Source organism: Vibrio sp. 10N.261.45.E2 (assembly GCF_002875705.1).
Taxonomy (GTDB): Bacteria; Pseudomonadota; Gammaproteobacteria; order Enterobacterales; family Vibrionaceae; genus Vibrio.
In genome coordinates this window covers 1-22,162 of sequence record NZ_MCZZ01000176.1, presented here as the reverse complement: position 1 = coordinate 22,162, position 22,162 = coordinate 1, and the positions used below count along the sequence as shown (strand labels likewise).

General features: G+C 44.0%; 21 protein-coding genes and 1 tRNA gene. 1 reads left to right on the top strand and 21 read right to left on the bottom strand.

What is annotated here, in order from left to right; translation table 11 throughout:
- Positions 1 to 490: 490 nt before the first annotated feature.
- The 4 genes from gltS to BCT34_RS23900 all read right to left on the bottom strand — a co-directional run bounded on the left by gltS (position 491) and on the right by BCT34_RS23900 (position 5,366).
- Entirely contained in the window at positions 491 to 1,705 is a 1,215-nt protein-coding gene (gene gltS / locus BCT34_RS23915) for a sodium/glutamate symporter (RefSeq protein WP_076652282.1), read from the bottom strand.
- 255 nt (positions 1,706 to 1,960) lie between these two features.
- Positions 1,961 to 2,051 (bottom strand) — tRNA-Ser (locus BCT34_RS23910).
- Positions 2,052 to 2,213: 162 nt separating this feature from the next.
- Entirely contained in the window at positions 2,214 to 2,663 is a 450-nt protein-coding gene (locus BCT34_RS23905) for an L-alanine exporter AlaE (protein ID WP_048616306.1), read from the bottom strand.
- 249 nt (positions 2,664 to 2,912) lie between these two features.
- Complete coding sequence (locus BCT34_RS23900) at positions 2,913 to 5,366, bottom strand: hybrid sensor histidine kinase/response regulator (RefSeq protein ID WP_076652280.1); 2,454 nt, start codon at positions 5,364 to 5,366, stop codon at positions 2,913 to 2,915.
- A gap of 171 nt (positions 5,367 to 5,537) precedes the next feature.
- Between BCT34_RS23900 and BCT34_RS23895 the strand changes: the two genes are divergently transcribed.
- The gene (locus tag BCT34_RS23895; RefSeq protein ID WP_076652277.1) at positions 5,538 to 6,107 is read left to right on the top strand and encodes a UPF0149 family protein; all 570 of its coding nucleotides are present in this window, start codon (positions 5,538 to 5,540) and stop codon (positions 6,105 to 6,107) included.
- Positions 6,108 to 6,184: 77 nt separating this feature from the next.
- On the opposite strand, the gene BCT34_RS23890 is transcribed toward BCT34_RS23895, so the two are convergent.
- The 17 genes from BCT34_RS23890 to ruvC form a co-directional block, all read right to left on the bottom strand.
- Positions 6,185 to 7,216: a potassium channel family protein gene (locus tag BCT34_RS23890; RefSeq protein WP_076652275.1), complete on the bottom strand. Its 1,032-nt coding sequence runs from the start codon at positions 7,214 to 7,216 to the stop codon at positions 6,185 to 6,187.
- A 174-nt stretch (positions 7,217 to 7,390) separates the two neighbouring features.
- A complete protein-coding gene (gene nadA, locus BCT34_RS23885) occupies positions 7,391 to 8,452 on the bottom strand; it encodes a quinolinate synthase NadA (RefSeq protein ID WP_076652272.1) in 1,062 nt (353 codons plus the stop codon).
- 222 nt (positions 8,453 to 8,674) lie between these two features.
- Positions 8,675 to 9,457, bottom strand: a complete 783-nt coding sequence (gene ybgF, locus BCT34_RS23880; RefSeq protein ID WP_076652270.1) for a tol-pal system protein YbgF — start codon at positions 9,455 to 9,457, stop codon at positions 8,675 to 8,677.
- 33 nt (positions 9,458 to 9,490) lie between these two features.
- Positions 9,491 to 10,033: a peptidoglycan-associated lipoprotein Pal gene (gene pal / locus BCT34_RS23875; protein WP_017062069.1), complete on the bottom strand. Its 543-nt coding sequence runs from the start codon at positions 10,031 to 10,033 to the stop codon at positions 9,491 to 9,493.
- A 111-nt stretch (positions 10,034 to 10,144) separates the two neighbouring features.
- On the bottom strand, positions 10,145 to 11,497 hold the full coding sequence (gene tolB / locus BCT34_RS23870; RefSeq protein WP_048607285.1) for a Tol-Pal system beta propeller repeat protein TolB: 1,353 nt from the start codon (positions 11,495 to 11,497) through the stop codon (positions 10,145 to 10,147).
- A 12-nt stretch (positions 11,498 to 11,509) separates the two neighbouring features.
- Positions 11,510 to 12,577 carry a cell envelope integrity protein TolA gene (gene tolA / locus BCT34_RS23865; protein WP_076652266.1) on the bottom strand — a complete coding sequence of 356 codons (1,068 nt, stop codon included), beginning with the start codon at positions 12,575 to 12,577 and terminating at the stop codon, positions 11,510 to 11,512.
- A gap of 13 nt (positions 12,578 to 12,590) precedes the next feature.
- Complete coding sequence (tolR, locus tag BCT34_RS23860; RefSeq protein ID WP_017062072.1) at positions 12,591 to 13,034, bottom strand: protein TolR; 444 nt, start codon at positions 13,032 to 13,034, stop codon at positions 12,591 to 12,593.
- Positions 13,035 to 13,037: 3 nt separating this feature from the next.
- Complete coding sequence (gene tolQ, locus BCT34_RS23855; RefSeq protein WP_017062073.1) at positions 13,038 to 13,721, bottom strand: protein TolQ; 684 nt, start codon at positions 13,719 to 13,721, stop codon at positions 13,038 to 13,040.
- Positions 13,711 to 14,148, bottom strand: a complete 438-nt coding sequence (gene ybgC / locus BCT34_RS23850) for a tol-pal system-associated acyl-CoA thioesterase (RefSeq protein WP_076652263.1) — start codon at positions 14,146 to 14,148, stop codon at positions 13,711 to 13,713. Before ybgC ends, tolQ begins: the two co-directional genes overlap by 11 nt.
- Before the next feature lie 171 nt (positions 14,149 to 14,319).
- Positions 14,320 to 14,622 carry a cyd operon protein YbgE gene (ybgE, locus tag BCT34_RS23845; RefSeq protein WP_004736478.1) on the bottom strand — a complete coding sequence of 101 codons (303 nt, stop codon included), beginning with the start codon at positions 14,620 to 14,622 and terminating at the stop codon, positions 14,320 to 14,322.
- Positions 14,615 to 14,722 (bottom strand): cytochrome bd-I oxidase subunit CydX, encoded by a 108-nt coding sequence (gene cydX, locus BCT34_RS23840; RefSeq protein WP_000270284.1) that lies wholly within the window; start codon positions 14,720 to 14,722, stop codon positions 14,615 to 14,617. Before cydX ends, ybgE begins: the two co-directional genes overlap by 8 nt.
- Positions 14,723 to 14,753: 31 nt before the next feature.
- Positions 14,754 to 15,890, bottom strand: a complete 1,137-nt coding sequence (gene cydB / locus BCT34_RS23835) for a cytochrome d ubiquinol oxidase subunit II (RefSeq protein ID WP_076652261.1) — start codon at positions 15,888 to 15,890, stop codon at positions 14,754 to 14,756.
- 13 nt (positions 15,891 to 15,903) lie between these two features.
- Complete coding sequence (gene cydA, locus BCT34_RS23830) at positions 15,904 to 17,490, bottom strand: cytochrome ubiquinol oxidase subunit I (RefSeq protein ID WP_017630634.1); 1,587 nt, start codon at positions 17,488 to 17,490, stop codon at positions 15,904 to 15,906.
- Positions 17,491 to 18,042: 552 nt separating this feature from the next.
- Positions 18,043 to 19,059, bottom strand: coding sequence for a Holliday junction branch migration DNA helicase RuvB (gene ruvB, locus BCT34_RS23825; protein ID WP_017062078.1), 1,017 nt, complete (start codon positions 19,057 to 19,059; stop codon positions 18,043 to 18,045).
- 102 nt (positions 19,060 to 19,161) lie between these two features.
- Positions 19,162 to 19,773, bottom strand: a complete 612-nt coding sequence (gene ruvA / locus BCT34_RS23820; RefSeq protein WP_017062079.1) for a Holliday junction branch migration protein RuvA — start codon at positions 19,771 to 19,773, stop codon at positions 19,162 to 19,164.
- A gap of 92 nt (positions 19,774 to 19,865) precedes the next feature.
- The gene (locus BCT34_RS23815) at positions 19,866 to 21,326 is read right to left on the bottom strand and encodes a methyl-accepting chemotaxis protein (RefSeq protein ID WP_076652258.1); all 1,461 of its coding nucleotides are present in this window, start codon (positions 21,324 to 21,326) and stop codon (positions 19,866 to 19,868) included.
- Between the two features lie 215 nt (positions 21,327 to 21,541).
- Complete coding sequence (ruvC, locus tag BCT34_RS23810; protein ID WP_008219936.1) at positions 21,542 to 22,063, bottom strand: crossover junction endodeoxyribonuclease RuvC; 522 nt, start codon at positions 22,061 to 22,063, stop codon at positions 21,542 to 21,544.
- Positions 22,064 to 22,162 lie beyond the last annotated feature (99 nt).

Sequence of the window (22,162 nt, the reverse complement as noted above, 5' to 3'; positions counted from 1 at the left end):
TAAGAGAATAATAAACCTTTAATAATTTAATCCTTAAATGAAATCTGATGTTTTTAACATCATTGAACGAGCATTAAATTTACAAGTCGAATTTTAGATTCATTAACAGGGAATTAAATCAACATAAACCCTATCAGTGCTTGGGTGTATCATTTTAGGGTTTATGAGAAGCTCAGTGAAGGGAGGGAGGAAGGGATGAAGATTATAAGATACTACAAATTATCGGTGAAAATATAAATCCAACGAGTAGTACCATGAGCGTTCACGTCTAAAACAGCAATGGCGAGATGCAGTAGGAGAGCTTGGCTAACTCGCTTTGAAAACCACAGCACTCAAGTAATTACATCGCTCATCAAAGCCACAAAAAATAATAGGGTTATGCATACCAAGCATTATCAACAAAAGCGGTAGGTTACAAAATTAAATCACTAGTAGCTTGCTCTGTTGAACAAGCTACTAATCATAAACTCATGCGAAGCACTGGCTTCGCTTACATACCAACAAAAAAGCTAATCACAAGCGCATTAATCAAATCGACGAAGAAACCACACACTAATGGCACCACAATGAACGCTTGTGGACTTGCACCATAGCGATGAGTTACCGCGGTCATGTTCACAATTGCTGTTGCTGTCGAGCCTAGAGTGATACCACCGAAGCCTGAACATATCACCACAGAATCGTAATTACGCCCCATCAAGTAATAAACAACGAATATCGTAAACAGTAGCGAAAGCAAGATCTGGATACTCATGACCACTGAGATGTAACCAAACAGTCCGTCGAGATCCCAGATACGTAATCCCATCAATGCCATAGTCAGGAACATACCTAGGCAGATGTCAGAGATCATCGCTAACCCTTTGCGGCCTTGAGCTATTTTCTCTTGGGTGCGACGTTTCTTGAATAATGCACGTCCAACGTTACCGATTAGGATACCCGCGATTAAACAGCTAACGAATAACGGCAGTTTCAAACCCATCGAGTCGATAACTTCACTTAAGCTGTAACCCAGCATCAGTGTTAAGTTAAGAATGAGCCACGCCCACAAAACACCGTAATGGCTCAGCTCTGTTTTGGTTTCACTCTCTTGATATGCACCAACCGTCACTTCTTCTTCATTAGATGGGCTGACTTTGTGTTTATTGAGAAGGTAATTAGCAATCGGACCACCAATCACACACGCTGCAATCAAACCAACTGTGTTAGAAGCGACACCAAGTTCCAGCGCGTTAGAAATGCCAAACTCTTCAACAAACATTGGTGCCCAAGCTAACGTAGTACCAACACCGCCAATCAGACTCACTGAGCCAGACAACAAGCCTGCTTTCGCATCCATTCCAAAGCCGGAAGCCACCGCCATTCCGACAACGTTTTGCAACACGATAAAAATAGCAGCAAGACATAACAGGATGAACAGCGGTCGCCCGCCTTTAATCAGTGTTTTAATATCCGCTTGGAGCCCGATACCAGCAAAAAAGTAGAGAAGCAAAAAGTCTCTGACATCGAGGCTAAAGGTAATTTGGATTTCAAAAATATAATAAAGCGCCGCTACGGTCGCAGCACAAACAAAGCCACCAATCACAGGCTCTGGCAGAGAATACTTTCTTAATACTTCAGATCGCTCAATCAAACCTTTACCGATAAACAGTAACGAAATCGCGATTGTAAAAGAGAGCATTGGAGAAACAAGGGTTTCTGTCATGGGGTTATGGATTCCTAATAGTTAGATTTATTCATAATGTTGCGTACTATTAATAATCTAGATTCATACCAAAAAATCAAGCGTTTATCGATGATAAAAACATCTAAGATGGCTCAAGCTGCGACGGTATTAATAGAGAAAATAACTATAAAGAAATGATTAATGTAACGGATACTAGGGATGGTTATCGATGAAGTGGAATATAGCGGCTCTAAAACGAGAAAACCCCAGCATTTCTGCTAGGGTTTTGAATAGTGGTGGAAGGATGGGGATTTGAACCCCAGATACGCTATAAACGTATACTCGCTTTCCAGGCGAGCGCCTTAAGCCACTCAGCCATCCTTCCACAAATTGTGTGTTGAGCATGTCACTCAACGAGGCGCTACTTTATTGATTCTGCTTGCTTTGGTCAAGGGGCATTCTCAAAAAAAGTGCCTTTTTCGGTTTGTTCGATTACAAATTAACTCATTAGATCAAAAACAAACCAAATTTCATTCTTTCGTTGTGCTTAGGCTTGTTGGTAGTAACCCGGAACTCGAAACCACTTTCTGCACATATCTAGGAAATAGCCGTAAAGTACGCCCATACCGCACGAGATAACCGCATTACTGGTTACAGCCGTCACGATCTGGTCACCTGAAGCACCCACTGCTAGCAAAATACCCGCATAAACAGGAGACTGGAATAGCACGTAAGCCATAAGGTCTGACAGGTTTTTCATCAACGAACTTTGTGAAAGTTTTGCACCATTGCGCAAGAACCAATCACGGAACACGCCATAAGGCCATGCAATCGCAATGTTTACCGGAATAGATAGCGTTCGAGAAGCAAGAGATTGCTCGAACGTCATACCAGAAATAAACACTTCTACGATCATGCCAGAGATAAAACAGAAAACTACCATAGCAAATGTATCCGCCGCTGCGTTACGAATACAAAATGGACCACGAGACTTCATTGAGCGTTAAACCTAAAATATATCACTACCTATTTAGTGATTTAGCAACATATAAACAAGGCACTTTCGCACCCTACCAGATAATGGCACTATTAAATCACAAGATAAGTAGTCATACATTCCAAATTAAAAATCAAGTTGTAAATTAACAACCAAAAACCACTTAAAAAGCAGTCACTTCAACCAAAAATCCAAACCAAGGTCAAACATTAGACAATTCGTTGTTTACTTACCGTAATTAAACAACATTTAAGCCATCGGTAGGTTTACAGTAATGATATTGATGACATCTTGTGTAGGTGGGGTCCCTAAAGAAACCTGCTCTAACGCTTTATCAACTTGATAAGTAAGTTCAGCATTGTTCATTGGTTCAACGTGAACACGTAGGCTCTCTAGCGCAAATTGAATCAGTTCTAGGTTGTTGTCTTCTAGTGCCACATACAAGGTCACTAATAGCTCTTCGGTGTTATCTTTGTTTCGCAGATCAGGTTTAGGCAGTGACTCGCTTTTACTTTTAGAATCACGTTGTTTTACTGCTTCGCTTTCGAGATCATCCTCTTTTACTTCATGGTATTGGTAAAGCTTATTTGAATAGCGGAACAACGCATCATCCAGCTCACGCTCATCGATTGGCTTTGCGATAATATAATCCACACCCGCCCCCAGCATGCGCTCGCGAGTCTCTTTAAAGACATCAGCCGTACAACCAAATACCAATACTGATGACACATCACCGATCAAAGCACGAATCGCTGTAGTTGATTCAACGCCATCCATCACAGGCATATGGTTGTCCATAAGTACCAAATCAAAGCGCTCAGCAACCACGGCTTGTATCGCAAGCTCACCGTTTTCGACGCTCTTACAAGTAAAGCCTTTACTGCTCATGAAGGTTTCTATGATCACCGTATTCGTTCGATTATCCTCAACGATCAGTACTTTTAAGCCTGAGTAGTCCAACTTCTTATGTGGCAAACTCTCGATCTCGCCAGGCTGGCATGGTTGAATCTTTAAGCGAACATCAAAGCTAGTGCCTATCCCTTCTTCACTGGTGACGGTAATACTGCCATCCATCAATTGGGCAATTTTCTTCACTATTGCTAAGCCAAGACCTGTACCACCAAAACGCCTTGTCGTCGAAGACTCCGCTTGTTCAAACGGTTTAAAAATTCGCTTTTGAGCTTCTTTAGAGATACCAATTCCGGTATCACGAACTCGAATACTAAGGTAGGTATCACTCCCCTCGACGACTTCTTTTAGGTACACCTCGACAAAACCTCTGGAGGTGAACTTCATCGCGTTGTTCAATAGATTAAACAAGATTTGGCGAAGGCGAGCTTTATCGGAGAAGTACCAACGACCAGAAGGCACCTCAGAGTACACTTTGAATTGAAGCCCTTTCTCGGAAGACAATGTGTAGTAGACACTGTTGATACTGCCGATGATCGAATCAAGTGGGAAACGCGTTTCATCAAGGTCTAACCTGCCCTGCTCGATCTTCGAGAAATCCAAGATCTCGTTGAGTAAGGTCATCATGTGATCACCGGACTCATACAAGCTCTTAAGATGCTTCTCTTGTTCAGAATTTAGCGGGGTTTTTAGTAGGATCTGAGCGGTACCCAGAACACCATTCATAGGGGTGCGAATTTCATGTGACAGCGTAGCAAGGAAAGCAGTTTTTGCATTGGTCGATGCCTGGGCTTTAACCTTTTCCGCTTCGAGATAAATGGTCTTTTCGTTGAAGGTTTTTATCAAGTGACCGATCTCATCATCACTTGAGTAATCCACATCAATGATTTCGCCTGCTTTCGAGCTATCAACCTGAGCGGCAATCCTTGTGATTGGACTAATCAAATATCGGTTCAATAGGTAATACCCTGCCATTACACAAAGCAGCAACAGCGGAACAATACCGCCTTCAATGCTCATCACCTGACGAAAAACTTCATCCGCTACCCGTGATTTGGAGTTCACCACATCCACTTGCCAGCCGAAATCACCAAATTGGTTACTACTAATGTAAATACCTTCAACCAGATTGAAGTTATGAGAGACCAACACTTGGTTGAGCTTATCTCTAAGCGTAATGCCAAGATTGTACTCTTCGGCGTGGTTCTTGATAAAGCCGAGCAGCTCTTCGAGTGAGAGATCCACCGTCGCAATACCAGCAAAGGTTCCATCGTAATAGTAAGGTGAAGACGCCGTGATCATTCGAACGTGTGTGTATGGATCGATATACACGTCACTCCATGAGATGGTTCCCTGCGGCTCGTCGACCACAGAGGTATACCAGTATTCTTCATGATACGGGGCGTTCTTAGGATTGTTGTAAGAGAACAACTGATCAATCGTGCCGTCGTCAGCTTTATTGAAAAAATAACTGTTTAAGAGTTTATTTGGGTCGAGAGCATAAGGTTCAGGCCAAATACCTGCACTGACGATCGTATCGTCGCTCGCCGCCAACATGGACTTGAAGAGCGGAATAACATCATCACCGTTGCGATGTGCTTGAGCAAATCCAACGAGACTGTCAGCAAACCCTTTAGAGCTGCTAAGTGGCTCTGTAATCAATGCGGATAACAGTTGCGTACGCAAGTCGAGGTTTTGTTGTAATTTGGCGCGCACAGGGGATTCTACGACGTAATACGTCACACTACCGACAATGGCAATAAACATCGCAAGGTATAATCCAAGCGCTACCATGCTTTTTTTCTTTAAAGACGACCGTATCTGCATAATTCTTTTATTGTTTTCTTTTCTGTTAAACCTAGTGTTTATCATCCATGACATCAAGCCTTTTTAGATTGAAGCTTGATTGGCACAAGTTCATTGGTACTATAAGCGCAAATATGTTCCCTTTTACGGTACCTCACTTTGACTTTACAAGATATTCTTGCGCTTCCAGAGTTGGAAGGAAAGCTAATCACAGAACACAAAACAATGGGCTTTGTCACGGCAATGGCAGCGGCACCTAATGTGTTAACCCCGCATGAGTGGCTACCGTTCTTATGGGGTGGCGAAGAAGTCGCACCTTTTACGGATGGCGAACAGCTAGAAAGCTACATTGAAGTTATCATTGCGCTTTGGAACAAAACTCGACCGGAGCTGATTGAAGGTACTTGGGTCTGGCCTGAAGCTTGTCAATTAGACGACGAAGAAGTGGTTAACACCGCCGCTCGTGATTTTTGTGAAGGCTTACTTCAAGGCTGGCAGATTACCCGCGACGACTGGGAAACACTGATGCCTGAGGAGAGCGAAGATAACGCACTCATTGGCGGCGTTCTGCTTTCGCTAAGCATGCTTTACGATCCAGAGACTTCAATTGCTACGCTTGCAGAGCAAGGCATTGAAGGTCTAGAGCAGTTCGAAGAGATCTTTAACGCTGTGCCTGTCATGCTCTGCGGATTAACGCAGCGTGGTATTGCATTGGCTGAAGCTCAATAAAAGTTAGCTTTACCAATACCAAAAAGGCTTCTTGATGAAGCCTTTTTTAGTTTTTACACGAAAGGAAAATTGTAGCTTTAGAAGCCTTTCCAATCGAAGTCATCAATTCGCTCATCGGCAATATAAAATAGCTTAGTACCACTACTGACAACTCGGTCTAATTCTGGATTAAGTTCAATACCACTCCCTGTATCAATCGCAATTAGCGTAGCTTGATACTTCTCTTTAAACACAGAGAAAATTGGCGCAACCGTAACAGGCTCAGAATTCTCTGGGTAATAGGTCGAGTACTGTGTCATGCCCCGTGTTGAACTCAATAGCTCTTGGTGGAGAGCACTCGAACCTGGGTCTACAGCAGCCTTAGCCAGCATCTCAGCACCCACAGCAGGAATACATTCAGAGTTAGGGCAATGCTTATGCAGCAAATCACTCAGCGCTTCGTCTTTAAAGTAAACAAGAAGGTGCGCCTTAGGGTTTCGGTTGGCACAGTAAAGTGCCGCAGATAACGTGATGTCGTCTTCTGGATTATCTATCAGGATGCAACTGGCAGATTCGATGCCCGTTTTCTCCATCTCTTTACCATCGGTGTAGCTATTTACTTTAACGAAATTGATTTCACCGGGTAACGGGTTCTCGATATCAGAACGAGTACATAACACGATTGGTCGCTTACCCGTCTCTTCGTGTTGCAGCATGCGGATGAGGTGAATGGTTCTTTGCTCATTCCACCCCAACATCAAAATGTGGTTATCCACTCTAACTCTCCTTTTTCCTAGCAAGCCCGCTCGCCAATATTCAACACCTTCTGTCGCCACCTTACCAAGTAACGCGGCAAAAAGGCTGAGTCCACCCGGAATCACAAATAGAATGACAATCCACTGCCCAGCTTCTGTCGTTGGTGACAGATCGCCATAACCAACCGTAGAAGCAGTAACGACCAAGTAGTATGCAAATGTAGTAAACGAGCTGGTTAAGTCCGTTTCACCGGCTAAATACAGCGTCGACCACGATAGAAACACGTAGCCGAGGAAAGTAAACAGCAGGTTTTTACCGTTCAAAACAAAGATGTTTGCTTTGATCCAGCGTTTGAGTTGTAACCAGATTATCATTCGAGCCTCAAATCCTTCGATCTTAATTACATGCTAGAAAAAATACCTCATATCAACAAGATGTATCATCATAAAAAGTTACATGACCACAAGATTGATAGTAGCGACCTATCTTTAGATACAAAAAAACCAGCACTATTGGCTGGTTTTTCGTTGGTTAGATAAAAGAACGGCTTACGCGTTACCTTTTACCTGCATATTTAACTGCTCAGCAAAATCTAACATGCGGTTCAGTGGGATAAGAGACTTCACACGTAATTCGTCAGAAACGAAGATCTCGTGTTGCTCACCACCGTTCTCAAGCGCATTTTCAATCGCTTCAAGGCCGTTCATCGCCATCCAAGGGCAGTGTGCACAGCTGCGACACGTTGCACCAGCACCCGCTGTCGGCGCTTCAATCAGCTCTTTTTCAGGAACCAATTGCTGCATCTTGAAGAAGATGCCTTTGTCTGTCGCGACAATCATCTGTGGATGAGGCAGCTCTTTCGCTTTCTTGATCAGTTGGCTTGTAGAACCAACAGCATCAGCCAGCTCAACAACACTTGCTGGAGACTCTGGGTGCACAAGAATTGCAGCTTCAGGATATACCGATTTCATTTTCTTTAGAGCATCAGCTGAGAACTCATCGTGAACAATACACTCACCTTGCCAAAGCAACATGTCAGCGCCAGTTTGATTCGCGATGTAAGAACCTAGGTGACGGTCTGGGCCCCAAATAATGGGTTTGCCTTCAGCGTCTAGGCTTTCAACGATTTCTAAAGCGATACTCGACGTAACTACCCAGTCTGCTCGAGCTTTAACAGCCGCAGAGGTGTTCGCGTATACAACCACGGTGTGGTCAGGGTGAGCATCACAAAATTCTGTAAATTTGTCAGCAGGACAACCAAGATCAAGTGAACATTCAGCTTCAAGTGTTGGCATTAGAATGCGTTTTTCGGGAGTAAGAATCTTTGCAGACTCACCCATGAAACGAACACCAGCAATGATCAAAGTGCTTGCTGAGTGACGGTTACCGAACTTAGCCATTTCTAATGAATCGCCAACGAAACCACCAGTTTCTTCTGCCAGAGCCTGAATTTCAGGATCTGTGTAGTAGTGTGCAATTAGAACTGCATCTTTTTCTTGAAGTAGTTTTTTGATGTTTGCGATGTGGGCCTGTTTCTGAGTGTCGCTCAGTGGAACTGGCTTAGGCGGAAACGGGTAAACTGTATCGATTTTATCTAGTATATGACTCATTGCTCTTGCTCTACGCAACTTCTTCCGAGAATCCGAGTATTCTACACAGGACAGCGATTAGGATCAAAAAGGATTGGTTGCAAGCGATGTTCAGCTAATGCTTAAGACGTATAAACAAGCCGAGACATTGCCATCACTAGTTGGCACCATTAACAAGATGAGCAAACACCAAACGGAAGTGAGCAGGTATAAAAAGAGGTGCCTAAGCACCCCTATTTAGTTTTATAAGTGGGTTTTAGCCACTTTAGCCGAGGCACTGTTTGGGTACTCGGTAACGACTTGTTGGTAATATTTCTTAGCTTGCGCCGCGTTATTGTTACGCGCAGCTATGTCACCAAGCTTAACCAGTGCATCTGCTCGCTTGTTTGAATCTTTGTATGACACAACAGCTGCGAAGCTCTTCACCGCTTCTTTATCTTGCTTCTTAGCGAAATAAAGCTGTCCTAACCAGTAATGTGAGTTAGGTGTGAAGGTAGAATCTGGGAAGTCTTTTTGAAACTTTTGGAATGCTGCAATAGCACCCGTGTAGTCTCGTTGCTTTAGAATCATATCTACAGCATTTTGATAAGCGGTTTGCTCATCCACATCAGTACTGAACGTACCAGAAGCGTCTTTAGAGCCTTCGCTCGCCGCCACTGCTACTGTTGCTGTTCCTGCTGCTTTCACCTCGCCTCTCACGCGATCCAGTTCAATGAACAGTTCACGTTGACGCTCTAGCATTTGCTTCATATCGTAACTGTTTCGTTCCAGCTCACCACGAAGTTCACTGATCTCCAGTGCCATGTCGTCGATTTGCTGTTGCATTTGAAGCTGAACGAGGTTGCGATTTTGAAGCAGGCGTTCTAAACGCTCAATATCTGATTCGTTAGATGCTGATCGAGAGGAAGATGATGAATTGGTTGCGGTGCTATTGAGATCGGATACTGGAGCTGGTGCAGCGAACACGGTGTTCGCTGCACTTGCCAGTAACGAAAGCAAAATAACTCGCTTTGTGTTACTGAACATGAGGCAATTCCTCAATTATAGAGTCTACTAAAATTAGTAAACTAGTACTGCGCGACGGTTTTTAGCGTACACATCTTCAGATTGACCTAGAAGAAGTGGCTTCTCTTCACCGTAGCTTACGATAGAGATTTGGTCAGCTTGAACACCTAGAGCTTGTAGGTACTTAGCTACAGCTTGTGCACGACGCTCGCCAAGTGCGATGTTGTACTCAGGAGTACCGCGCTCATCAGCGTGACCTTCGATAGTAACGTTCATGTCAACGTTCTTAACTAGGTAAGCTGCGTGAGCTGCTAGCATTTCTTCGTAGTCGCCAGCGATAGTAGAGTTATCGAATGCGAAGTAGATTGTTTGAGTTTCACGTAGCGCTTGCTCTTTAAGCTCTTGCTCAGACAGTTGACCGTTAGCGTCAATTGGCGTTACAACAGTTGTGTCTACGTTGCCTTCTGAACCTGAAGTTGTTTGGTTGCTTTCTGTACCAGATGTTGCAGATGTTGCTTCATCAGTTGAGCTACATGCTGTTACTGCCATCACTGGTAGTGCAATCATCAAGCCTTTAAGAACTTTATTAAGTTGCATCTTTTTTTCCTTACGTTATCAAACTTAGTTTCTACAGCGACTAAGTGCTATAGATAGTTAAATGCCACAATAGTTAACACTATCAATAGCTAAAAGAATGTATCAAAATAACTAGAGAAACGGTGACCACGCAGGCGCTCTTACGCGTCCGTTAGTTGCCGGTAATCTAGCTTTAAAACGTCCATCGATAGAAACCATCGATAGTACATTTGTCTTGTTGTAAATAGAGCTATAGATAACCATACCTCCATTCGGAGCAATACTTGGAGATTCGTCTAACAATGTTTTTGTTAGTACCTGAACCGCACCTGTTTCCAAATCCTGCTTAGCCAAGTTAAAGCCTGAGTTGCTGCGATTAACCATGATTAGGAATCGTCCATCAGGAGTGATCTGGCCACCTAAGTTTTGGCTACCTTGCCAAGTAATACGAGATGTCGAATTATTTGACAAATTTACATTATAAATCTGTGGTTTACCACCACGATCCGATGTGAAAATAAGAGACTTGCCATCTGGGTGCCAGAATGGTTCAGTATTATTCGAACGGCCGCGGGTAATTTGAGTCAGCTTACGGCTAGCAAGGTCAAGTGTGTACACCTGCAGGCTACCTGTTTTCGACAATACCAATGCCAATGTTTTACCATCTGGCGAGAATCTTGGCGCACCATTATGACGAGGGTATGACGTCACTTTCTCGCGTTCACCTGTGTAAATATTCATGATGAATATTTCAGCTTGGCCATTTTGGAAACTCACATAAGCAAGCTTTTTACCATCTGGTGACCAGGCTGGTGACATGAGAGGTTGCTTAGAACGAAGCACTAGACGCTCGTTAAAACCATCGTAGTCAGCAACACGAAGTTGATATGGGTACTTGTCTTTGTCGTTCACAACTACGTAAGAGATACGTGTTAAGAACGCGCCTTTCTCCCCAGTTAATTCTTCATATACTAAGTCAGAGATGCGGTGTGCATATTCTCTCAAGCGTTTACCTGGCACTGTTGCTTTTTTGTTGAACAACACGTGATCTTTAGAAAGTACCAATTGGCCTTCATCACTTAGCGCACGGCTTTGTCCTTTGGTCAGTTGACCACGAACAATGTCGATCAGCTGGTAGTTCACCACATACTGCCCTTCGGCATTTTTAGTAATGCTACCGGTTAGTAGTGAGTCAACGCCGAGGTTAGTCCAAGCATCAAAATTCACCTCACCTTCACTGTAAGGTGTTTGAGGCATTTTGCTTGTTGCAACTGGGCTGAATTTACCACTGCGTTGTAGGTCAGAAGCGATAACTGCTGATACATCGTGTGGCAATGGCTCTGCGCCTTCCCAACGGAAAGGAACAATAGCGATAGGTCTTGCAGAGTTAATACCATCTGTAATAACCAGCTCCAGTGCCGCATGTGCAAACTGGCTGCTTGTCGCTATTACAAAAACAAAACTCAGTAATAGTTTTTTTAACACAAGTTCGTCCTTTTACTCTGGTGATACAGTTAAGTTAATGTCTTTTAGTGACTTCACAATGTCTGGGTCTTTAGGCAACGGGTAAGATTGCACTTGTGCTACTGCACGCTTGGTTGCTGCACATAAACGGCTATCGCCATCCAAGATACTCAAGCTGCCCAATATCGCATTAGAGCCAGTTGGAATCAGTTTAAGGTTCACTCGACACGAGCGTCCTCGGAAGCTGTCTTCTAACAACAGGTTCTGTTGAATCAACTGGGTATAAATTGCACCGTAACGTTGCGCTTCATCACTAATAAATTGTTGTCTTGCTGAAGAGTTTTGAGTCGCTTCAGTTTCAAGCCCAGCAAAGATATCGTTCAATGCTGCTTCTTGCTGTTTACGCTCTTTTTCCGCTCTTGCTGCCGCTTCTTTCGCCTTACGGGCTTTCTCTGCGGCAGCAGCTGCTTCTTTCTCTTTGGCTATACGTTGCTTTTCAGCGAGTTCAGCGGCTTCTTTCTCTTTACGAGCTTTCTCTGCGGCTTCTTTCGCGGCTTTTTCTTTTGCTACACGTTCTTGTTCAGCTTTTGCGATTGCCGCTTCTTTGGCTTTACGCTCATTCTCGGCTTTCACTAACGCAGCTTCTTTTAACTTACGATCAGCTTCAGCTTTAGCGGCTTTCTTTTTCTCTTGCTGTAAACGTGCTTCTTCAGCTTTACGTTGTTTCTCTTTTTCAACTCGGCGCTTTTCAGCTTCACGAGTGGCTTTAGCCTCTTTCGCTTGCTGCTCTTTTAGCTTGCGAATATTTTCTTCTTCGGCTTTGCGATTCTTTTCAAGTCGTTCACTTTCACGTCTTAGTTTATCTAGGCGCTCTTGCTCTTTCTTACTCGCTGCTTCTCTTTGCTGGCGAATTTGTTGAGCTTGCTGGCGAACCAATTGAGGATCAATCACCACAGCTTGAACCATCTGCCCTGTGGGCTTTGGCTCTGACATAGTGAAATCCGCTCCCCAAATGAGCGCAACGAATAAAATGACGTGCAGCCCAAGAGAAATAAGAAGCGGTGATCTAAAATTATTGGATTTTTTATTATTCGCTTTCATGAATGCTACGGAGCTATTCCCTTATATCCGTTAAAAGGCCAACCTTTGGCACACCTGCACGGCTTAATTCATCAAGTAATAAAACCACTTCAGCGTATGGCGTTGCGGCATCACCACCAACCGCCACTGGAGAATTTGGCTTCAAAGACAACTCAGCCTTCACTCGGACGATAATATCTTCCATAGATAAGCCGCGTTGTACTTCTTCGTCATTTACGCTCAAGCCAAGTTCACCGTCTTTATTCACTTCAACGATGATGAAACTCGCATTGTCGTCACCCAGTAGATCTTGTGCCGATTTAGCCGTTGAAGCCTGAGGCAATTCAACGTCAACGCCTTGAGTAACAAACGGCGAAGTCACCATAAAAATGATCAGCAAAACAAGCATAACGTCGATGTAAGGTACGACGTTAATCTCTGCTGTCATTTTGCGTTTTTTAGGTTGGTATCCAGCCATCTACTATTCCCTGCCAGCCATCGCTTGACGGTGAAGAATGCTGTGGAACTCTTCCGAGAAAGTCGCGTAGTTGTGTTCCAGCTTACCTACTCGGCTGCTAAAGCGGTTGTACGCCATTACGGCTGGAATTGCGGCGAATAGACCCATTGCTGTCGCAATAAGTGCTTCTGCAATACCAGGAGCAACCATCGCTAATGTCGCTTGCTTCACTTCACCTAATGCGATGAATGAGTGCATGATGCCCCAAACCGTACCAAATAGGCCGATATATGGGCTGATAGAACCAACGGTCGCCAAGAAAGGCAAGTTAGTTTCTAGTTCGTCTACTTCACGAGCAACGGCAACGCGCATTGCACGGCCAGTACCTTCCATGATGAAGTCAGGAGACGTTGCGTTTGATTTACGAAGGCGAGCAAATTCAGTGAAGCCTGCGTAGAAAATTTCTTCAGTACCAGAAAGCTCGTCTTTGCGTTTGTTGCTCTCTTGGTACAGTTTTGCAAGATCAACGCCTGACCAAAATTTGTCTTCAAACACTTCTGTTTGTTTAGAAGCTTGAGATAACACTTTACTTCTTTTTATGATCATCGCCCAAGACACAACAGACATGCCCATAAGAGTCAGCATGACCATCTTAACTAGTAAACTAGCTTCTAAAATTAGGCCTAAGATTGAGATTTCAGCAGTCACTATTCGTTAGCTCCGTAAGAATAAATGTTGGCATTGCCTTTGGTTTCATTTTTTGATTGTCGATACATGCTACCTTAACCATTGCTTTACACAATGCTTTGCCATCAGGATTTACGATCTCTTGACAGAAGACCAAGCTAGCTCGCTTCAACTCGTAAATATTTGTAATGACTTGTAAAGAATCATCAAGGCGCGCACCTTGAATAAAATCGATGTCCATATGTCGGACTACAAAACCGATGTTTTGTTCTAACAATACTTGCTGAGAAACGCCAATTGAGCGCAACATCTCAGTTCGAGCGCGTTCGAAAAACTTAAGATAGTTTGAATGGTACACAACGCCACCCGCATCGGTGTCTTCGTAATACACTGTCACTGGCCACGTAAATGGCTTAGATAATCCCTGCAATTTGATACCACAATCCAAAACGATAAAGATCTCACTATAACCTAACTCCTTATCATTAATAGTATATCGCTGTGAATTTTTTGATTTGAGAGACGAAAAAAAAGGCCATCTGTATAAGATGACCTCTTTTTGGCTAAAAACCCAACAAGTATAAAGGTTCACGTTGTGATGAACCTAAACTCTTCACCTTTATAGAAGGCGCAGCACCGTTAGGTAGAGCAAAATTGTGAGTGAAACGTAAGGGCTAAACAGTAGTTGCCACATCCAAGCTCTTGGCTTAAATCCGATACCGTAAACCATGCTTGAGCATACTGCCCAGATAAACATTGGCCCGATGATCGCGTTAAAGCCACCGATGCTTGTCGCATACGCTTCAGGATCCCACATCACTAAGCCCACATGCATAAAACCCAATATCAAGGATAAGGCTCTAAGCAGAGTCTTATCCATTGGTTGATGCAGTTTAGCGATTTGCTCTGCGAGATTACTCACTGTCTTTGTCCATCATTTCTGAATGCTCTAGCCATAGAGCATTAATGATGCCGAATGCACATGCTAGAAGTACACCCAAAATCCATGCGAAATACCACATAAAATTTCTCCTAAGTTATTTAACTTCTAGCTTAGTAAGCTGAAACGTCGTTATCTTCGATGTGTTTCTTATCTAGACGACCGAACATTTTGTAGTATGTCCAAGTTGTGTAGCCCAGAATCACAGGAACCATTACCGCCGCAACTGCAGTCATAAGACCAAGTGTTAGCTCACTCGCTGTTGAATCCCACATAGTCAAACTATGGCTTGGGTTCAGGCTTGATGGCATTACGAATGGGAACATTGCAAAGCCAGCCGTTAAAATAACACCAGCGTTCGATAGGCTTGAGAACAAGAATGCGAAACCACCACGCTCAAAGCGAGATGCAATCACAGCAAGCAGTGGCATTGCTACACCAAGGATCGGCGCAGCCCACATTGCTGGATACGTTTCGAAGTTTGTCATCCAAGCACCAACTTGAAGTGATACTTCTTTGTTTAGTGGGTTAGAGTCTGCAAACGTATCGAGAGTGCTTGTAATTACATAGCCTTCGATAGATTGAACCCAGAAGCCACCAATAACGAATAGAGCAATAGCAATTAGACCAGTGATCTGAGCAACATTACGAGCTCGGCTATGCAGTTCTTCTGTTGTCTTCATTTGAAGCCATGTTGCACCTTGCATAACGAACAGCATTAGCGCCAACACACCACATAACAATGCAAACGGGTTCAGCAGAGCGAAGAACGTGCCATGGTACTTAGACATCATTAGTTCGTTCAGGTCAAACGGTACGCCCTGTAATAGGTTACCAAACGCAACACCAAAAATGATTGGTGGAACTGTGCCACTAAAGCAAAGTGCGTAGTCCCAAGTTTTGCGCCATTTTGGATCTTCGATCTTAGAACGGTAGTCTAGTGCAAGTGGGCGTAACCAAAGTGCCGCTAACGTCGCGTACATTGCGAAGTAGAAGCCAGAAAACGACGTTGCGTAAACCAGTGGCCATGCAGCAAACAATGCACCACCTGCCGTAATAAGCCAAACTTGGTTGCCATCCCAGTGAGGAGCAATCGTGTTAAGCATAATACGACGTTCAGTGTCGCTCTTACCGATAACAGGAGAAAGAGCGGCAACACCCATATCGAAGCCATCAGTTACGGCGAAACCAACCAGTAGAATACCGATCAATACCCACCAGATAAGTCGTAAGCTTTCGTAATCAAACATAATATTCCCTCACTTATACTTCGACTGAACGGCTAACTTTGTCTTCAACAGAGTTATCGTTTTGTTCAAAGTGGTAACGGCCTGTCTTTAAGCTACTTGGACCTTTACGTGCGAATTTTAGCATTAGGTAAACTTCAGCAATCAAGAACACTGTGTACAGTGCCAGGATAGCGAATAGGGAAGTCCAAAGCTGTTCAATAGTCAGTGCTGATGCAGCAACGTTAACCGGCAGGATTTCACCAACCGCCCATGGTTGACGACCAAACTCAGCAACGAACCAACCAGCTTCAATCGCAATCCAAGGTAGTGGGATTGAGAACAACGCAGCTTTAAGTACCCATGGTTTCTGCTCGATTTTCTGACGACACGTTTGAACAAACGCCGCACCGAATACAAACAGCATGATGAAGCCACAAGCAACCATCAGACGGAATGACCAGAATAGAGGCCAAACTGTTGGGATTGAATCATCCGCAGCCATTTGGATTTGGTCTTCTGTTGCATCAACAACATCGTCTGTGTAGCGCTTAAGAAGTAAACCGTAACCTAGGTCACCTTTTACTTCGTCGAACGCAGCCATGTTTTCTTCAGACTTATCGCCTGCACGTAGCTTTTCAAGTAGCTCGTACGCGTACATACCAGTACGGATACGATCAACGTGGTCGTCACGTAGGTCACGTAAACCCGTTACTTCTTTATCAAGAGAACGTGTTGCGATAATACCCATTACGTATGGGATTTTAATTGCGTAGTCAGTATCCATTGTTTCTTGGTTTGGAATACCAAAAACAGTAAATGCTGCTGGTGCTTCTTCCGTGTGCCACTCTGCTTCTACAGCAGCTAGCTTCACTTTTTGAACCTCACCAAGCTCGTAACCAGATTCATCACCTAGCACGATTACTGACAGGATCGCCGCCATACCGAAAGATGCTGCAATCGCAAAAGAGCGACGAGCAAAGGCAAGATCACGACCTTTAAGGATGTAGTATGAACTGATACCAAGGATGAACATTGCACCCGTTGTGTAACCAGACGCTACTGTGTGTACGAATTTAACCTGCGCTACTGGGTTTAGTACAACTTCAGCGAAGCTCACCATTTCCATACGCATCGTTTCAAAGTTAAATTCCGCACCTACTGGGTTTTGCATCCAGCCGTTAGCTACCAAGATCCAAAGCGCAGAGAAGTTAGAACCAAGTGCTACTAACCAAGTTACCGCTAAGTGCTGACGCTTCGACAATCTGTCCCAACCGAAGAAGAAAAGACCAACAAAAGTAGACTCTAGGAAGAATGCAACAAGCGCTTCGATAGCTAGCGGAGCACCAAAGATGTCGCCAACATAGTGAGAATAGTAAGACCAGTTAGTACCGAACTGGAACTCCATGGTTAAGCCTGTCGCTACACCAAGAGCAAAGTTAATACCAAACAATTTACCCCAGAACTTAGTCATGTCCTTGTAAATTTGCTTGCCAGTCATTACATAAACTGACTCCATGATGGCAAGTAGAAATGCCATACCTAGTGTCAGTGGAACAAATAGGAAGTGATACATCGCTGTAAATGCAAATTGCAATCGCGACAGATCAACAACATCAATCATGGTAACTCCTTTGTGTCGGCTGAATGACACTTGTGTGATTATTCACCGCAAAAATCCATGTTAAAACAATTTGTGTAATTGTTATTACAAATTGAAATTTGTAGCAAAAACGTACCGTTATAGTTAGATTATTGTTAAGCATGAGCTAATATAGCTGGCGCTAATATTACTGGTAAAATCAGTATGTTTCAAAAGGTTTATAGGAGAACCTTGCTTTGATTTGTATCAATTTTATTCGAGCAAATTAGAGTTATTTTTGAACAATCATGATTAAAATCACACCAATTTAGCCTCCGTTAATAACAGTGCATGATATCTGTGACAAAAGCTCAGCACCGCCTCAACATGTGAATTACAACTACCCATAAAGTATTAACAAAAAACATGTCAACTTATTTCATTTTTTGTTAGCCAAATCAAACCTGCAATCAAAGTTTTCATTTTTGATAGCCATTATTCAGCCTTTTTATCGACTCGCTCAAAGAGTTGTTATTCAGTAAAAAGCAAAAAATCCCAGCGCTTATGCAACTGGGATCTTTAAAAATGAATAATTTAACGATTAGACGGTTTATCTATTCCGAAGTGTAAATATGCTCTGTCGGTAGCGATTCGACCTCTTGGCGTTCTTTGTAGGTAACCTTGTTGAATCAAGTAAGGCTCTAACACGTCTTCAATGGTGTCTCTCTCTTCACCAATCGCGGCAGCCATATTGTCGATACCAACCGGGCCACCACCAAACTTCTCCATAATCGCAAGCAGAAGCTTTCTATCCATGTAGTCGAAACCTTTAGCATCGACATCCAACATGTTTAGTGCTTTGTCGGCAACTTCAGGACAAATATGCCCATCCCCTTTTACCTCCGCATAGTCACGCACACGACGCAGTAGACGGTTAGCAATACGAGGTGTGCCACGAGCACGACGAGCCACTTCCAATGCACCTTCCGACTCCATAGACAAACCTAGGCAATCAGCACTGCGTTGAACGATATTCTGCAGGTCTTCAACTTTGTAGTATTCAAGGCGCTGCGTGATACCAAAACGGTCACGTAAAGGCGATGTCAATGAGCCAGCACGAGTGGTGGCACCAATCAGAGTGAAAGGAGGAAGATCGATTTTAATAGAGCGCGCCGCAGGGCCTTCACCAATCATGATATCTAATTGATAGTCTTCCATTGCTGGATACAACACCTCTTCGACCACAGGGCTTAAGCGGTGGATCTCATCGATGAACAGAACATCATTTTCTTCAAGGTTGGTCAGCAACGCCGCTAAGTCGCCCGCTTTTTCTAATACCGGGCCGGAAGTCGTACGAATGTTTACATCCATTTCATTGGCAACGATGTTCGCCAAAGTGGTTTTGCCCAAGCCTGGAGGGCCAAATATCAACAGATGATCGAGCGCCTCATTACGCAGTTGAGCCGCTTTGATGAAAATTTCCATCTGACCACGAACGTGATCCTGACCTTGATAGTCAGCAAGAGCTTTAGGGCGTATTGCACGATCAATGACATCTTCATCTTTGAATACTGGGTTATCCGGTGCAATAAGGCGATCGGCTTCAATCATAAATTCTGTTATTCCTAACTATGCGGTTCTTGACTCTGCGCTTCTGAATCTGTGTAAAGGCAAAGTGAATGAGTCTGTTTTGTAGAACAAGTATTCGGGGTGTTAAACCATCGATTTCAGAGCTTCGCGAATCAACTGCTCGCTAGTCATGCCATCTTTAGCCACTTGAGAAACCACCTTAGAAGCTTGAGTCGGCTTGTAACCTAATGCAAGTAACGCACTTACCGCTTCTTCTTCCGCGTCGTGAACGGTTGGCATAGAGTCAATAGGAGCAGCGTCCGTCGCTGGAGTAAACAGGTCGCCCGCGCCCCATCCTTTTAAGCGGTCTTTCATTTCAACAACCAGACGTTCTGCGGTTTTCTTACCCACACCCGGAAGTTTAACCAGTGTAGAGATGTCTTCACGTTCAACACTCTGAACAAACTGGCTAGCAGTCATACCTGAAAGAATGCCAAGGCCAAGCTTAGGGCCAACGCCGTTTGCTTTGATGACTTCACGGAACAGTGCACGCTCTTTAACCGTGTTAAAACCATAAAGTAGCTGCGCATCTTCACGTACAACAAAGTGCGTGTAGATGATTGCCTCTTCGCCCACGTTTGGTAATTCATAAAAACAGCTCATTGGCATTTGAACTTCATAGCCAACGCCACTCACTTCGATTAGTAATTCTGGTGGCTGTTTTTCTATTAATGTACCGCGTAGACGTCCGATCACAATTCACTCTCTTGATGGAATATAATTTGAGGGACAGAATATAAAAGAACTGGATGCTTATCCAGTTCTTTGTGTTTGTTTGAGTGATTTATTTACGCTTGTTTAGCTTGTGAAACCACGCTGTTTAAGCTTTCGACCAGTTCTTTGACAGAGGTAACGTGCCCTGTCAGTTCAGAACCATAATTTGCAACTAACCCTGACACTGATTTGGTTTCTGCAACACTCTGCGCCACTTCTGAACTCGCAAGGTCTAGCTCTTTCAACGAGCTCATCTGCATCGCCATAATATTGGTCAGCTGGTTTACGTCGGTCGAGATGGTTTGAACCTCAGAGATTATACCGTTCATCTCATTAGCAGTAGTTTCAATGATCGCTCTGCCGTGTTCCACTTCTTCTTTACTTCGGTCTAACAGAGTTCGAATTTCTATCGCAGAATGGCTGCTTTTCGCCGATAACTCTCGCACTTGATCAGCAACAACAGCAAACCCTCGTCCTTGTTCACCAGCGCGTGCCGCTTCTATTGCTGCGTTGAGTGCTAATAGGTTGGTTTGCTCGGCAACCGAGGTAATCAGATCGGCGACTTTCATGATCTCTTGATTACTTTGAATGATCTGGCTGATTGCACTCGTTGAGGCTTCTAGCGATTCTGAGCTCTTTTGCGCTTTTGTTCCAACAGCCTCACTGCGCTCTTTTAACTCACCAACAAATGAATTGGACTCCTCGATACCTTGCGTCATTTGATGCAGTTGTTGGCTCATCTGTTCTGCTGCGCTCGCCTGAGATTCGCAATTGATGTTCAACACCTCCACTTGAGCATGCAGGTCTTGTGACTGCTGGTCTAAATGAACAGATACGCCCTGTAAGCTTTCAGAATTCGAGTTCGCTTGGTCAAGGACAATGGAAAGTCGACCTTCGCTTTGTGTCGCTTGGTTGGCTACGTGTTGGCTTTCTGAAATCGCATCTTCTGCCATTTCAATCGCCACCTCTTTTTGCTTAGCGGTAAACGCTTGAGCAATGCAGATCACCACCAGCGGCATAATCACACCGGACCAGGTCTCAACCACCACCGCTTCCGGAGTAAGTACTAACTGCGGAAATTCAAAGCCATCAAGATGAGCTGACGTCATCACCAGTGAAACACCAATCACTAGCCCACTCCATACCAAGGCAACAATGCGTGTTCCTGACAAGAAAAAAGCAACCACTAACAACGGCACCCAATAAGCCTGAGTTGACTCAACCACGCCACCGCTTTGGTAAATGATATTCAGCGCGTGCACCGCCATACCGACAAAACCAAAGTTCAATGCCAAGCTAGGCTTACGAGTAATGCCTAATAGCAGTGCGGAGACTAATTCAAAAGCGATAAGAAATACGGAAGTGGCCACCAGCAGCTGCTCTTCATGCTTGGTCCACTTGATTAAGCTATAGACACCCACGAAGAAGGCGATAAAAGTGAAGAGTAATAAGATATCGGCTTGTCTGACTTCGTTGCTATTCCATCTATTACTTTTGGGTAGAAACAGCGCGCGCCACAACTTGATTGGGTTCATCAGTGATCATCCTTGATTAACTTGTAAGACCTCCGACCAATGTTAATGGGATGTTAAATGATACGCAATGTTATTATCTGGGTTCTGTTCGAAAGATCTCATTTCATCAAGGATTTAGCCGCGTATTGTTTTGATATGAGCCAAACGAGGCGTAAGGCTCATCGATGGAATAAACGGAGAAAGTAATACGTTAAGAACTGATAAGAGGATGGTGCTTAACGGTAGCGCCCTTTTCGCGCGCCTGTCGCCTTGCCTGCCAGTGCTATCAAGGTTTTATTAGTGTTTGCGTGAGTGATCGCTACGCCTAGAGCGTCAGCAGCATCGGCCTGTGGTTTGGCAGGTAACTTAAGCATGCTCATCACCATGTTTTGAACCATCGACTTATCAGCACCACCATTACCTGTTACCGCTTGTTTAATTAAACGAGCCGCATATTCATGAACGGGGAGATCAGCATTTACCGCAGCCACTATCGCACTGCCACGCGCTTGTCCCAGCTTAAGTGCCGAATCGGCATTCTTCGCCATGAAGACCTGCTCTATCGCAAACACATCCGGTTGGAATTGAGTGATGATTTCGCTCACACCAGCGTAGATTTGTTTGAGTCGGCCCGGCAGTTCTTTTTCAGAGGTGCGAATACAACCGCTACCTAAGTAATATAGATGGCGGCCATTTTGACGAATTACACCATAGCCGGTAATACGAGAGCCAGGGTCAATCCCTAAGATAATAGACATAACTTCAAATACTGATTATTTATACATGCTTTATGAGCTTAGTATATCGAACGCAAAAAAAAATGCCCGTCAAATTAACGTAATGCCGATCGTTTAAGA